Annotated in this window: 11 protein-coding genes; 8 read left to right on the top strand and 3 right to left on the bottom strand. The window is 70.9% G+C overall.

Features of this window, described 5'->3' with window-relative positions; all coding sequences use genetic code 11:
- Positions 1–110: 110 nt before the first annotated feature.
- Positions 111–860, top strand: a complete 750-nt coding sequence (locus ACZ9QC_RS19195; protein ID WP_472921232.1) for a response regulator transcription factor — start codon at positions 111–113, stop codon at positions 858–860.
- Complete coding sequence (locus ACZ9QC_RS19190) at positions 857–2,335, top strand: sensor histidine kinase (RefSeq protein WP_472921231.1); 1,479 nt, start codon at positions 857–859, stop codon at positions 2,333–2,335. Before ACZ9QC_RS19195 ends, ACZ9QC_RS19190 begins: the two co-directional genes overlap by 4 nt.
- Positions 2,336–2,767: 432 nt before the next feature.
- Here the strand turns inward: ACZ9QC_RS19190 and ACZ9QC_RS19185 are convergent, their stop codons facing one another.
- From ACZ9QC_RS19185 to ACZ9QC_RS19175, 3 genes are all read right to left on the bottom strand, one after another.
- Positions 2,768–3,424 carry a DUF1326 domain-containing protein gene (locus tag ACZ9QC_RS19185; RefSeq protein WP_472921230.1) on the bottom strand — a complete coding sequence of 219 codons (657 nt, stop codon included), beginning with the start codon at positions 3,422–3,424 and terminating at the stop codon, positions 2,768–2,770.
- Between the two features lie 145 nt (positions 3,425–3,569).
- Entirely contained in the window at positions 3,570–4,406 is an 837-nt protein-coding gene (locus tag ACZ9QC_RS19180; RefSeq protein ID WP_472921229.1) for a DUF2182 domain-containing protein, read from the bottom strand.
- Between the two features lie 415 nt (positions 4,407–4,821).
- Positions 4,822–6,267, bottom strand: coding sequence for a DUF1254 domain-containing protein (locus tag ACZ9QC_RS19175; protein WP_472921228.1), 1,446 nt, complete (start codon positions 6,265–6,267; stop codon positions 4,822–4,824).
- Between the two features lie 512 nt (positions 6,268–6,779).
- Between ACZ9QC_RS19175 and ACZ9QC_RS19170 the strand changes: the two genes are divergently transcribed.
- The 6 genes from ACZ9QC_RS19170 to ACZ9QC_RS19145 are packed head-to-tail and all read left to right on the top strand — an operon-like array spanning position 6,780 to position 13,482.
- On the top strand, positions 6,780–8,372 hold the full coding sequence (locus ACZ9QC_RS19170) for a DUF1254 domain-containing protein (RefSeq protein WP_472921227.1): 1,593 nt from the start codon (positions 6,780–6,782) through the stop codon (positions 8,370–8,372).
- Between the two features lie 50 nt (positions 8,373–8,422).
- Positions 8,423–9,355 carry an HAD family hydrolase gene (locus ACZ9QC_RS19165; protein WP_472921226.1) on the top strand — a complete coding sequence of 311 codons (933 nt, stop codon included), beginning with the start codon at positions 8,423–8,425 and terminating at the stop codon, positions 9,353–9,355.
- A complete protein-coding gene (locus ACZ9QC_RS19160) occupies positions 9,339–10,772 on the top strand; it encodes a DUF1254 domain-containing protein (RefSeq protein ID WP_472921225.1) in 1,434 nt (477 codons plus the stop codon). Before ACZ9QC_RS19165 ends, ACZ9QC_RS19160 begins: the two co-directional genes overlap by 17 nt.
- Before the next feature lie 10 nt (positions 10,773–10,782).
- Positions 10,783–11,460 (top strand): GAP family protein, encoded by a 678-nt coding sequence (locus ACZ9QC_RS19155; protein WP_472921224.1) that lies wholly within the window; start codon positions 10,783–10,785, stop codon positions 11,458–11,460.
- Positions 11,461–11,468: 8 nt separating this feature from the next.
- Positions 11,469–13,151 (top strand): SulP family inorganic anion transporter, encoded by a 1,683-nt coding sequence (locus ACZ9QC_RS19150; protein ID WP_472921223.1) that lies wholly within the window; start codon positions 11,469–11,471, stop codon positions 13,149–13,151.
- Between the two features lie 7 nt (positions 13,152–13,158).
- Positions 13,159–13,482, top strand: a complete 324-nt coding sequence (locus ACZ9QC_RS19145; RefSeq protein WP_472921222.1) for a hypothetical protein — start codon at positions 13,159–13,161, stop codon at positions 13,480–13,482.
- Positions 13,483–13,520 lie beyond the last annotated feature (38 nt).

Below are 13,520 nucleotides of genomic sequence, written 5' to 3'. Positions count from 1 at the left end.
CAGGTGGGAGGGGTCGGTCGGGTGGTCCGGTGGCAGAGCGGACTCAGAGGGAACTCAGAGGTCGGGAAAGCGGCCCGGGGACGCGGTGAGACCGCATCCTGGTAGTCGAGATGAACACTTCCCGCCCCCGCGGCCCCGGCCGCCCCGCGCTGACCCGGACCGACGGCACTCCGCTCCGGGTCCTCGTCGTCGACGACGACCCCGACCTCGCGGAGGTCCTCTCCGGCGCCCTGCGCTACGAGGGCTGGGAGGTCCGCACTGCGGGCGACGGCGTCTCGGCCGTCACCGAGGCACGCGAACTGCTGCCCGACGCCGTCGTCCTCGACGTCATGCTCCCGGACACCGACGGCTTCGCCGTCCTGCGCTCGCTGCACACCGTACGACCCGATGTGTGCGTGCTCTTCCTGACCGCCCGGGACGCCGTCGAGGACCGCATCGCCGGCATCACGGCGGGCGGCGACGACTACGTGACGAAGCCCTTCAGCCTGGAGGAGGTCGTCGCCCGCCTGCGCGGACTGCTGCGCCGGGCCGGCATGGCCCGGCAGACGGAGGGCGGGCCGCGGCTGACCGTCGGCGACCTCGTCATGGACGAGGAGGCCCGCGAGGTCACCCGCGGCGGCGACCTCGTCGAGCTGTCCCCGACGGAGTTCGAACTGCTCCGTTTCCTCATGCGCAACCCGCGCCGGGTGCTCAGCAAGGCGCAGATCCTCGACCGCGTCTGGTCCTACGACTTCGGCGGCCAGGCCCATGTCGTCGAGCTGTACATCTCCTACCTCCGCAAGAAGGTCGACGCGGGCCGCCCACCCATGATCCACACGGTGCGGGGCGCCGGATACGTGCTCAAGCCGGTGACCAGGTGAGGACACGACGCAGGCTGCCGCGTCCACCCGGGCCGCACACCCTGCGGGCGCGGCTCACCGCCGGGCTCGTCGTGCTGCTCGCGGTCAGCTGTGCGGCCGTGGGGGTGGCGGCGGTGGTGGAGCTGAACGGCTTCCTCACCGGCCGCCTCGACGAGCAGCTGCGCGAGACGGGCGTACGGTTCCCGGCGAGCCTGGAACACGGCGGCCCGCTGCCGTCGGACCACGACGGCGACGAGGACGGCGACACCCGCCGCCAGGCCGCCGGAACCTTCGGCGCCCGGCTGGTCGGCGGCGCTGTCACCAACGCGGCGGTGGTGTCGTCCGGCAGCGGTACGGGCACGGTGACCGTCGAGCTGAGCGCGCGGGACCGGAAGCGGCTCGCGGGGCTGCCCGCCGACGGCGAGGGGCACACGACCGACCTCTCGTCGCTGGGCGACTACCGCATGATGGCGACCGAGGGCAGGGACGGCGACGTCCTGATCACCGGGCTTCCCATGGAGTCCGTCGAGGCCGCCGTCCACCGCCTGGAACTCGTCGCCGCCATCGTCTTCGGCGCGGCGCTCGCCGTCGCCGGCGTCGCGGGAGCCCTGTGGGTGCGCTGGTCGCTGCGACCGCTCAGCAGGGTGGCCGCGACCGCCACCTGGGTCAGTGAACTCCCGCTCTCCAGCGGCGAGGTGGACCTTCCGTCCCGCGCGCCCGAGAGCGACCCGCGCAGCGAGGTGGGACGCGTCGCCGGAGCGTTCAACGCGATGCTCGGCCATGTCGAGGACGCGCTGACCAAACGGCACGCGAGCGAGGAACGGCTGCGCAGTTTCGCCGCCGACGCCAGCCACGAACTGCGCACGCCCGTGGCATCGATCCGCGGGCACGCGGAACTGGCGTTGCTGCACCCGGACCCGGTGCCCCGGAAGGTCGTGCGGGCCCTGGAGCGCATCGAGGCCGAAGCGGCCCGAATGGGCGAGATGGTCGACGACCTGCTGCTCCTCGCCCGCCTCGACGCGGGCCGCCCCCTGGAACGGAGCCCCGTCGACCTGACCCGCCTCGTCCTGGACGCCGTGACGGACGCACAGGCCGCGGGCCCCGGACACCACTGGGCGCTGGAGCTGTCGGAGGAGCCGGTGACAGTGCCGGGCGACGCCCACCGGCTCCATCAGGCGTTGGCCAACCTGCTGGCCAACGCCCGCCTGCACACACCCGCCGGGAGCACGGTGACCGTTTCCCTGCGGATCGACGCCGGTACGGCGGTACTGAAGGTGCACGACGACGGACCGGGCGTCGCCGAGGAAATCCGGCCCAAGGTCTTCGAACGCTTCACCCGCGCCGACCGCCGCCGCACAGAGGGCGCGGGTACCGGCACCGGCCTCGGCCTGTCCATCGTGGCGGCGGTGGCGGAGGCCCACGAGGGGAGCGTCAGCCTCGACAGCCGCCCCGGATCGACCACGTTCACCGTCCGGCTCCCCACCGGCGAGGAGTGACCGGAACCGCTGCGTCTTCCCGGCCCCCGTTCTCGGAGGACCACCACAGAAACCAGGAGGCCCCAGGTCGCTGCCCAGGGGCCTCGATCTGGAGTGGGTGGCGAGAACCGGACCCGCGCTCTCAGCCCGGGAAGCGACGGCGCTTCCCAGCCGGATGGCCTCTGACCTGGGCATACGTTCTCTTGCGTGGTGCCCGGGAGCGCATGATCGCACCGTAGCGACCGTGGTCCGCCGGTCTTGTGGGCACGCTATGGGCACGGAGTCGGCTCGGAGGTGTGGAGGGCTCCTGCTGGCGTCTCACGGACCACCCAGTTCCGGGACCGAGCGCCGACCCGAAGGGCGCGGTCGCGGGAGCACATGGAGTGGGCCGGTAACGGCCGAACAACTCGGGGCGGAGGTGGCTCGGAGCGTCCCCCGCAACGCCGGCCCGCGTCAGGTGGGGCCGCTCCAGTCGAAGGGGAAGTGCTTGCTCGACTTGCCGGAGCGATCCCAGGAGAAGCCGAACGCGTTCGCCTGGTCGACGGTGGCCCGGCCCCAGGTGGCGACCTGGCCCGGCCCGACCTCGGCGCCCGGGGCGTTGTGGACCTGGACGCGCCCGCCTTCGGTGGTGGTCGGGCCGGTGAGTGCCTCGGCGACCGCGGTGACCCGGCCAGGGACCTCGGCCCGCCAGGTGGCGAGGTCATCGTCTATTTCCACGTGGATGGGAGCGACATCCGTCCCGCGTATCTCGGGGTGGAGCATCTCCCCGAACTGTGCAGGCCAGCCGCCCGCCTCGCCGCCGAAGACGGCCCCGAGAGCACCCCGCTGCTGTTCGTCGGCGCGTTCGTCGAGGAACACCGCGGCGTAGGGGGCGCTGTGCTCGCCGGCCCAGACGTTGCCCATGAAGGAGCCGAGCATCAGGACGTTGAGGCCGTCGAGCCGGACATCGCCGTAGTTGCCCTCCCGGATGTGCCAGACCAGGACGCCTTCGCAGTCGCCGTAGGTCGGGGGTTGTGCGAAGGTGCACGGGCAGGGGATGGCGCACTTGCACACATCGAACCAGTCGCCGGTCAGATGCCAGCGCGTCGCAGTCGTGGCCTGTTCTGTCATCTCGCTTCCCTCCTGCCGAGCTCCAGGGAGCTCACTCGGAGTGACGAGACCGCGTGCGCCGAGCCCGGTCCCGGGCACGGGACACGGTCTCCCTTCCAGCTTGCATCTCCCGCCCCTCTGCGCGGAACCCGGTTACGCCCAGGGATCACATGTCGTCCATCGACGGCATCGAGTCCTGCAGCCCGGGCAGCAGCCAGTCCTGGAAGGGCGCGAGCACGGCCAGGACGAGGAACGCCACGCCCACGACGCGCCCCAGCAGCACACCCCGGGGCGACAGCTTCTCCAGGAAGATCACCAAGGCCAGCCCGGCCATGGCCGCCACGTTCATCACGCCCAGCGGAACGAGGACGACCATCAGCCCGGCGCAGCAGCCGACGCAGTAGGCGCCGTGGTGGAGGCCCACCCGCACGTCGCGGGTCGGCCCCCGGAAGCCGGAGTAGCGCACCAGATGGCCCAGGGGGTCGCGGCAGTGCCGCAGGCAGACGTACTTCAAGGGGCCGAGCTGGTAGAGGCCCGCGAGCAGGAAGGCGACCGAGCCGATCCAGCGACCGGCTGTGGGGTGGTCGTCCACGAGGCTGCCGGTGAGGGCCAGTGCGGCGTAGGCGAGCAGCCCGAACGCCGTCCACACGAGCAGATATCCGGCGACGAACTCGACGGTGCGGACAGTCCGGGCCCAGCCGGAGGACTGTCGGCCGATGCCACGGACCCAGGTAATGGCCACCGGCGCCATGGACGGCAGCATCATGGCCGCCATCATCGTCACCCAGAGCACCAGGAACAGCGGCAGTGCCATCCCCATCGTGCCGGGCTCCACCCCCATGTCCTGGGCCTGGCCGATTGTCAGCACCCAGGCGGGGACGCCGATCAGGACCACGAGGAACCAGGCGGCCGCGAGATCCCGAGTGGGCAGCAACCCCCCACCCCTTCCGGTCGGGGCGACCGACCGGCCGGCTGTGAGAGCGGAACCCCGGCTGTGACGCATCGGCGTGTTCTCCTGCGGCTCCTTCCAGGAGAGCATTTCCCCGCCCTCGGCGCGAGCTGGTCCGGGCAGTTCTTCGCGAAGGTCTTGGCGCGCATTCCCATGCCTGCCCGCGGCAGCGGCGGCCCGACGAGCTCTACGCCCTTGGCCGTCCTCACGATGGACGGTCGTTCGGAGACGCACAGGTGTCCGCCGGGGCGCAGGACGCGGGCGCATTCCGCCATCACGCGTGCCTTGTGGGGCGAGAGGTGGTCCTGACCGCCATGGGCTTTGAACCAGCCCGCGCGCTCGGGGCGTTGCGGCTCCTCCACTTGCCCGCCGTACACGCGCAGAGGCAGCGAGGGTGAGGCGCGGGGAGGTGTTCCTGAAGTCGGCGGCTCGTTGATCTGCGGGCGCCGCCTGCCCCCCCCGCGTTCCGTCAGGAGTCTGAGGTGAGCGGGGTGATGTCCGGCAGTCGCCATGTCTTCTCGAACCATGGCTCGAGGGGACCGTAGAGCCGGAACATCGTGAACCAGCCCTTGCCGGGCAGCGTCTGGATCCAGTTGCGGCTGCCGGCGTCGGGCGGCTCGGGCCCGAAGCGGATGTCGACGGAGCCGTCCTCGTTCGTGGTGAGGCCCTGGTCCTGGCTGGTCACCGACGGCCACTCCTGACCGGTCTGCAGCATGGACCGGGTCTGGGTGTCGTAGACGATGACCGACCAGAAGTTGTTGACCGGAACCGCCGGGGGGACGTGGAGCCGGTAGGTCCTGCCGCCGTCGAGCGGCGATCCGGTGGAGTCGACGAAGGCGAAGGCGTACTGCGAACCGGTGCCGACCATCTTCTGATCCCACGCCGGACTCACCGAACCGCCCCAGAAATAGAGCTGAGCGGCGGAGTCGAGCAGGGCCGCTCCACGGTCCTGGCTCCGGTAGCCGCCGAGGAAGCCCTTGCGCCAGGAACTGCCCGGGTAGTACCAGGCCTCGTCCTGGCGGAACCGGTAGGTCAGGGCGCGGGCGGTGGCGTCGCCCACGGCCGCCGCCTCGGTCAGGATGGCCCGCATCCGGTCGTCCGGATCGAAGGCCCTGCCGTTCTGGACACCGATGGAGGCGAACATTCCCAGGGTGAGCGGGTCGGCCGACTCGGGTGGTTCCGACTGCACGACCTCGTTCAGCAGATCCCAGAACCGGTGGTCGGCGGGTGGGACGGCCACGGCCGGTTCGGGCGAGACGTTCACGAAGCGCATCGGCGGTGGGTCGTCGGCCTGCGAGAGCGCGTGGACGCGGGTGTTCGCCTTGATCACCTCGACCGCGGGGTGCGGGTCGCCGTGTTCGTCGCGGAACCCTCTGAGGGCCAGGAAGTTGCCGTAGGTGCGCGGTCGCACCACCACGTGATCGTCGGGGATGCGGCCGTCGTACCCGGGCGGCAGGAACAGATATCTGCCGCCCTTGCCGCGGTCGGGCCCGGTCAGACCCAGGTCGACGACCCACCGGCACCAGTGGTCGTCGACTCCGCCGTACACGCCGGGCGGAACCTCGACGACCAGTGGCCCGTCGCGGAGGTCGAGCCACGCGTAGCAGTAGGAGGTGCTCGTGTTGTACACGAGCCCGATGAAGTGTGGGTGGACCAGGTCCTCCCAGATCGCCATCGTGGAGTTCGCCGGGCCCCAACGCGACAGCGCTGTCCGCATCGTCGCCATGTCCACCGGGGCCAGTCCCAGCAGATACGCCTGCACGGCGCGCTGGAAGTCGAGGTTCTCGTACAACGTCCGGACCGTCGCATCGTCCGGGAAGCCGTCGACGAACCTCAGCGTCCCCAGCCGGGTCCGCACCTCGGCGGGACACGCGATGCCGGACGGGACGGGCGGCCTGGTCGTATGTGTCGCCATGGACGGTTCACCTCTTCAACCATGCCATCGGCTCCGATGACACCAGTGTCGGAGAGCTGATCCGCACGTGCATCCGTAGCGTCCCGGAGCGTCGGTCATGGCTCCGCGCCGGCGAAGGGACGGCGTCGGGAAAGGCGCCGAGGGGCTGCCTCCCCCATCACGACGGTGCCCGCGACGTGGAGGTGCCGGGTCAGGCTGGACGCGGCGTGGTCCTCCGGGGCGGGCCACGCCCCTGCCTGTCCGGTGTGGTGAACGTACGGGCTGTCGGAGAGGGCCCGCGACGGAGATTCCGGTCCGCCCGGCGGGGAGCGGAAGTCGCCCCCGGGGGGGATCGACCCCGTGACGGTTTCCCCTGTGTCTTCGCGTCGCGGCCCACACCGCACGACGGGACCCTCCGGCACCATCACCGCTCGAAGGAAATTGCCCTCCGACGGACTAGGTGCGGTGGTGGTCCGCGGCCGGTACGGCTCATGGTCGAAAAGGAGAGCCTCCCCCGTGAACGGAGCGATGCCTTGCAGCAGGCCGAACGGATCTCGCCCCAGGTCCTGGAGTCGATCTCGACTCCCGAGCAGGTCGAGACACAGCTGGGCACTCTGGAGTTCCCCTTGGGAGTGCCCACCGACGAGACCGCCGACCGCGTCTACGACCATCTGGACCATGTGCGGGCGGTCAGCGCGTTCCTCGACGCGTATTCCGGCGTCAGCCTGTGGGCGGCCCGCCGGGGGTTCCTGGAGGCCGGAATCCAGGACCACGACGTCCTGCTCTTCTCGGAGTTCATGGATCCCAAGACGCTCGTGCTGACCGGGAACGCCGACACCGTCTACTTCGTCAGCTTCCTCGACCTGACCGAGGGCCCGCTGGTGGTGGAGGTGCCACCCCTCGCCCTCTGCTTCCTCAATGACATGTGGTTCCGCTGGGTCACGGACCCCGGCATGGCCGGTCCGGACCGCGGAGCGGGCGGCAAGTACCTCTTCGTGCCACCCGGCCACGAGGGCCCTCTGCCCGAGGGCGGGTTCTTCACGCTCCGGACCCGCACCACGCGGCTCATCCTGGGCGGTCGCGCCTTCCTGGAGGGCGACGACCCGAAGCCGGCGGTCGAGCGCATCAAGGAGGGCATGCGCATCTACCGCTACGTCCCCGGGTACTACGGGACCAGCATCGGGGAGATCGTCACCGGCGGCACGGCCCCGCCGCTGCCATGGACCGCCCAGACCTGGACCGCCGCGCTGCGCAGGCCCGACCCGCCGCGCTTCGTCGAGGGCTCCGGGCGTGCCGTGAACATGGTGCCGCCCGCGGACGCGACGTACTTCGACTTCGCGAGCGAGCTGGTGAACGACCAGCCGACCGAGGCGCTCGACCCCGAGATCGCCGGTGCGCTGGCCGCCGTCGGCATCGTCAAGGGCAAGCCCTTCGAGCCGGACGCGCGGATGCGGGAGATCCTCGCCGGGGCGGCCGCGGTCGGCAACGCCACGGCCCGTACCCTCGCCTTCAGTCCGCGTCCGGCCGAGGGGGCGCACTACTACGGCCCCTCGTCCCGGTGGCTCAACGGCCTGCTGGTGTCCGGCCACGAGTTCCTGGCCCCGCCCGCGGACATCACCGACAAGGGCGTCGAGCCCCGCCCGAACGACGGCGCCCGGAAGCTCAACCTGCGGTCCTGGTGGTGGTACCTGGGCGTGGGCATCAGCCCGGCGTTCACCGCGCCGCTGCCCGGCGTCGGCTCCCAGTACGTCTTCGCCCTCGCGGATCGGGAGGGCCGCGCCCTCGACGGCGGCACGTACTACCGACTGGTGCTTCCGCCGGACATCCCCGCCGCGAAGTTCTGGTCGGTCACCGTCTACGACAACCAGACGCGATCGATGCTCGACACCCCGCAACGCTTCCCCCGGGCCGGCAGCCAGGCCTACCCCACCCCGGCGGCGGTCGCCGACGCCGACGGCACGACCACGGTGCACTTCGGGCCCGACCGGCCCGACGGCGTGCCGGAGGGCAACTGGATCCAGACCACACCGGACCGGGGGTGGTTCGCGGTCCTGCGCCTCTACAGCCCGCTTCAGCCGTTCTTCGACAAGACCTGGCGGCCGGGCGAGATCGAGGCGGTCGGTTGACCGCGCCCCGCGGCGCTCGGAAGGCACGAGGTCCGGACGGAGAGGTGGCCATGGGCACGAGCCCACTGGAGAGTTGGAACGACGGTGCCGCCAAGCGGGCGATCGTCGAGTTCGTGACATCCGCGGCGGCGGAGGACTCACCGGGTTTCGTCCCGCCGATGGACCGGGTCGCCGTGTTCGACAACGACGGAACCCTGTGGGTCGAGAAGCCCGCGCCGGTGCAGTCCGCGTTCATTTTCGGGAAACTGGCCGCGCGGATGAGGGAGGATCCGTCGCTGGCCCGGCAGCAGCCGTACCGCGCGATCGTCGACAAGGACGAGTCGTTCCTCCGCGCGCTGGAGGTACAGGACCCCGACGCCGTGCGGTCGATGGTGGAGGCCATCGGCTCGGCCTGGGAGGGCACCGCCTTCGGGGAGTTCGAGGCCGAGGCCGCCCGGTACCTGGCGTCCTGGCGTCACGAGAGCCTCGGCCTGCCGTACGCCGGCCTCGTCTACCAGCCCATGCTGGAGCTGTTCGACTACCTCCGGGCGCACGGCTGGCGGCTGTTCGTGTGCTCGGGTGGCGGACGCGACTTCATACGGGTGATCTCCGAGGAGCTCTGGGGCCTGCCGCGGGAGAACGTGATCGGCTCGGCCCCGGAGTTCGCCTACCGGGACGGTGCGCTGGTCCGCCGGGCGGTGCTGCACGGCCCCGTCGCGCTCGGGCCCGGAAAGCCGGAGTACGTCCTCGCCCGCACCGGCCGGCTGCCTGCCTTCGCCGTCGGCAACGACGACGTGGACGTCGAGCTGCTGGCGTCCGCCCGGTTCGCCCTTCTCGTCGTGCACGACGACGACGTGCGGGAGTACGCCTACACCGAGGGGGCGGAACGGGCACGCGCGACCGCGCGGCGGGAGGGCTGGACGACGGTCAGCGTGAAGGCCGACTGGAACGTGGTCCTCAAGGAACGACACACTCAGGAGGAAACCAGTGCCCCGCATCAGTGATGCTCCCAGCCCGGGCACATCGCCCGGGACCCTCGCGTCGATCATCTGTCCGGACCGGCTGGAGACGCCCTTCGGAACGTTGGACTTCTTCGACGGCATGCCCTCGCCCGACGCGGTCAGCCGCAGCTACGACACGCTGGATGCGCTGCGCGGGATCGAGGCGTTCCTCAACTGCGTCCCCGGTGCCTCCATGGTGGCGATGCGACGCGGACTGCGGAGCGTCGGCGTCGACTCCCGCACGATCGGCTACACCGCCCCGCGATGCACCTCGGCACCGGTGGTGCTCACGGGCAACACGGAAACCACCTACGGGATGACCTTCCTGGCGCTCGACGAGGACGGGCCCACCGTCATCGAGGCGCCGGGGAACTCGCTGTGCATCGTCAACGACATGTGGCAGCGCTACGTCACCGACATGGGCATCGCCGGGCCCGACCGGGGAGAAGGCGGCAAGTACCTCTTCCTTCCTCCGGGGTACGTGGGCGACGTTCCCGAACGGTACTTCGTCGTGCGGCCGGCGACGTACGGCTCCTGGGTGCTGTTGCGCGCGCTGGGTGGCACGGAGAGCTTGCTCACGGCGCGCATCTACCCGCTCTCGGCCGCGGCGGACCCGCCCGAGCAGCGCTTCCTCAACTGGGCGGAGTCCGACTTCAACACCGTCCACGCGAACGACATCTCCTTCTTCGAGGAGATCGACACCATCGTCCAGGCGGAGCCGCCCGAGTCGCTCGATCCCGAGCGCGCCGGTCAGCTCGCCGCGCTCGGCATCGAGCGCGGCAAGCCCTTCCGGCCGGACGACCGTATGCGCTCGATCCTCGACAACGCCGCCAGGATCGCCTCGGGCGTCGTACGGACGCTGGCCTTCAAGCCACGTGACCCGGGCTTCTTCTACTACCCCGACAGTTCGTGGAAGACCCCGTTCCCCACGCACAGTCACGAATTCCTGTCGCCGGAGGGTGCCCGGCTGCTGGACTCCCGGGCGGTGTTCTACTACTTCGCCGCCGCCTCCTCTCCGGCGATGGTCACGGCGGCCGTCGGCACCGGATCGCAGTACGCCTACACGGCGGAGGACTCCACGGGCCAGTGGCTCGACGGCGGACGGGCGTACACGCTCACTCTGCCGAGCGGCATCCCCGTGAAGAACTTCTGGGCCGTCAACGTCTACGACCCCCAGACCCGCTCGCTGCTGCGCACGGACCACCCCTACCCGAGCGTCAACAGCCTGTCGGAAGACGTTCGGCCCGAGGCCGACGGCGAGACGGTCATCCACTTCGGCCCGACCGCGCCGGAGGGCAAGGAGGCGAACTGGGTCCAGACCGTACCCGGCAAGGGATTCTTCGTGATGCTGCGGCTCTACGGTCCGCTCGAAAGCTGGTTCGACAAGAGCTGGCGGCCGGGCGAGATCGAACCGGCGTAGGCAGGCGGCCGTGGGTGAGGCGATCGGTCAGGTTCTGTCCTACGGCGTCGCCGTCGCGCTGAGCGCGTTCCCGATCATCGGTGTGGTGCTGATGCTCGCCACCCCCAGGGCGCGCGTCAACGGACCGGCGCTGCTCGTGGGCTGGGCCCTGGGACTGGCTCTGGTCGGCACGATCGTGCTGCTGGTCTCCGGTGGCGCCGGTCCGGGCGACGAGGGGCAGCCGGCGGAATGGGTCAGCGCGCTCGACCTGGCGCTCGGCGTGCTGCTGCTGTGGGTGGCGGTGAAGGAGTGGCGCGGCCGGCCGCGCGGCGACGAGGAGGTGACGCTGCCGAAGTGGATGAAGACGGTCGACTCGTTCACCCCTGGCAAGGCGCTGGCGCTGGGGATGGCGCTGTCCGCCCTCAACCCGAAGAACCTGCTGCTCTCGATCGCCGCGGCGTCGGCGATCGCGCGCACGGACACCTCCGCCGGCGCACAGGCCGTGGCACTGGCGGTCTACGTGCTGCTCGGGGCGCTCGGGCCCGGAACACCGGTCGTGCTCTACTTCGCCCTCAGGGAGCGCTCGAAGCACATCCTCGACGGTCTCAAAGTCTGGATGGAGCGGCACAACACGGCGATCATGGCCGTGATCTGCCTGCTCTTCGCCGCGAAGCTGCTGGGCGACGCCATCGGTGACCTCTCCTCGTGAGGGCGGACATGCACTGGCTGTTCCCCTCGCTGCGGGGTTACCGGCGGCAGTGGCTGGGCCGGGACGCGCTGGCCGGGGTGACCGTGTGGGCGGTGCTGGTGCCCGAGGCACTCGCCTACGCGACGATCGCCGGCGTCTCGCCCGTGGTCGGCCTCTACGCCGCACCCGCGGCCCTGATCCTCTACGCCGCCTTCGGCAGCTCGAAGCACCTGGTGGTCGGGCCGATGGCGGCGACGGCGGCGCTCTCGGCGGCGATCGTCGGTGACGCCGCCGGCGGTTCGAGCGCGAACTTCACCGCGATGACCGCGGCACTGGCCGTCACCGTGGGCATCGCGGCGCTCCTCGCCGGGCTGCTGCGCCTCGGCTTCCTCGCCAGTTTCATCTCCGAGCCGGTGCTGAAAGGCTTCATCGTCGGGCTGGCACTGACGATCATCGCGGGCCAGCTGCCGAAACTGTTCGGTGTCGAGGGCGGGTCGGGGGACTTCTTCGAGAAGATCTGGGCCCTGGTCGGCGACCTCGGCGGAGCCAGTGGCCTCACCGTCCTGGTCGGCGTCGGCAGCCTCCTGCTGATCCTCGTTCTCAGGCGCGTCGCCCCGATCGTGCCCGGCTCGCTGATCGCGGTGGCGCTGGGGATCGCGGCGGCAGCGGCCTTCGATCTGGAGGACCACGGCGTCGATGTCGTCGGCAGCGTCGAGACCGGGCTGCCTTCGTTCGGCTTCCCCGACGTCTCGGTCGGCGACCTCGGCGACCTCGCCGCCGGAAGCATCGGTGTGCTGCTCGTCGCCTTCGCCGAGGGACTCGGGGCGGCGAAGAGCTACGCCGCTCGGGACCACTACGAGGTCGACGCCAACCGCGAGCTGATCGGGCTCGGAGCCGCCGGCCTGGGCGCCGGCCTGTCCAGCGGCATGATCGTCAACGGCAGCCTCTCGAAGACCGCCGTCAACTGGTCGGCGGGCGCGCGCACCCAGCTGTCCGGAGTGTTCGTCGCCCCACTTACCGTGATCACGCTTCTCTTCCTGACCGACCTCTTCGAGAAGCTTCCCGAGGCGGTGCTCGCGGCGGTGGTGGTCGCGGCGGTGGTCGAACTGGTCGACATCCCCTCACTGGTCGCCCTCTACCGCGTCTTCACCCGCAGGCTCGGCCAGGCCTACGGCGTCGCCGCGCGGCCCGACTTCCTCGCCGCGATCGCCGCGATGCTCGGGGTGATGATCTTCGACACGCTGCCCGGCCTCTTCATCGGCATCGGTGCCTCGTTGCTCCTGCTCCTCTACCGCTCCTCGCGGCCGGTCATCAGCGAACTCGGGCAACTGCCGGGGAACGGACACTTCGCCGCGCTCGACAGGCACGCGGACAGTCGCAGGATTCCGGGGGTGGTGGTGCTACGCGTCGAGGCGGGCATCTACTTCGCCAACGCCGAGCGCATCCGGTCCACGGTACGGAAGGCCGCCGGCCGGGAAGGGGCGACGGCGGTCGTGATCGACGCCGAGACGGTTCCCTTCGTCGACGTCAGCGCGGTACGCATGCTCGACGAGCTGGCCGAGGAACTGGAGGCCCGCGGAGTCCGGCTCCTGCTGGCCCGCGATGTGGGTCAGGTACGGGATGTGCTGCGCACCGCCGAGGCCAGGGCGGAGCTGAGGCACGTTCATCCCACCGTGCGGGCGGCCGTCGACGCGGCCAGGACCGGCACATGACGCGACCGTGCCCTGTTCCCCTCTGTACGCGTTCGAGGCCGGAGTGCAGGACAGCGGTGTCCTGTCCACCGCTCAGAAGGAGCTGGTGACACGGACGCTGGAGCAGCAGGTCCAGATCACCGCCGCGTCCGACGACGACCTGCGTGCCCCCGTGATGTCGCACGGCATCACGGGGGCCGCGGCCGACGAGCTGGTACGGGTCAACGCACATGCCAGGGAGGAGGCGCTGGCCGTCTCGGCGACCGGGATGGCCGTGCTGGCCCTCGTCGGCTGGCTGGTGGCACGACGTATTCCCGTCCCCGCCGGGACGGCGGCGGACACGGCGCCGTGACGCGAACCTCCTCCGGAACGCCCATAGGTCTCGAACCA

This window comes from Streptomyces sp. HUAS MS02, assembly GCF_055702265.1.
This window is presented reverse-complemented; position numbering and strand designations above follow the sequence as displayed.

What these genes read in the sequence shown, in the direction of transcription:
- ACZ9QC_RS19150 (WP_472921223.1), top strand. Translation starts at nt 11,469, where the DNA reads ATGCACTGGCTGTTCCCCTCGCTGCGGGGTTACCGGCGGCAGTGGCTG.
- ACZ9QC_RS19175 (WP_472921228.1), bottom strand. Translation starts at nt 6,267, where the DNA reads ATGGCGACACATACGACCAGGCCGCCCGTCCCGTCCGGCATCGCGTGT.
- ACZ9QC_RS19165 (WP_472921226.1), top strand. Translation starts at nt 8,423, where the DNA reads ATGGGCACGAGCCCACTGGAGAGTTGGAACGACGGTGCCGCCAAGCGG.
- ACZ9QC_RS19195 (WP_472921232.1), top strand. Translation starts at nt 111, where the DNA reads ATGAACACTTCCCGCCCCCGCGGCCCCGGCCGCCCCGCGCTGACCCGG.
- ACZ9QC_RS19185 (WP_472921230.1), bottom strand. Translation starts at nt 3,424, where the DNA reads ATGACAGAACAGGCCACGACTGCGACGCGCTGGCATCTGACCGGCGAC.
- ACZ9QC_RS19180 (WP_472921229.1), bottom strand. Translation starts at nt 4,406, where the DNA reads ATGCGTCACAGCCGGGGTTCCGCTCTCACAGCCGGCCGGTCGGTCGCC.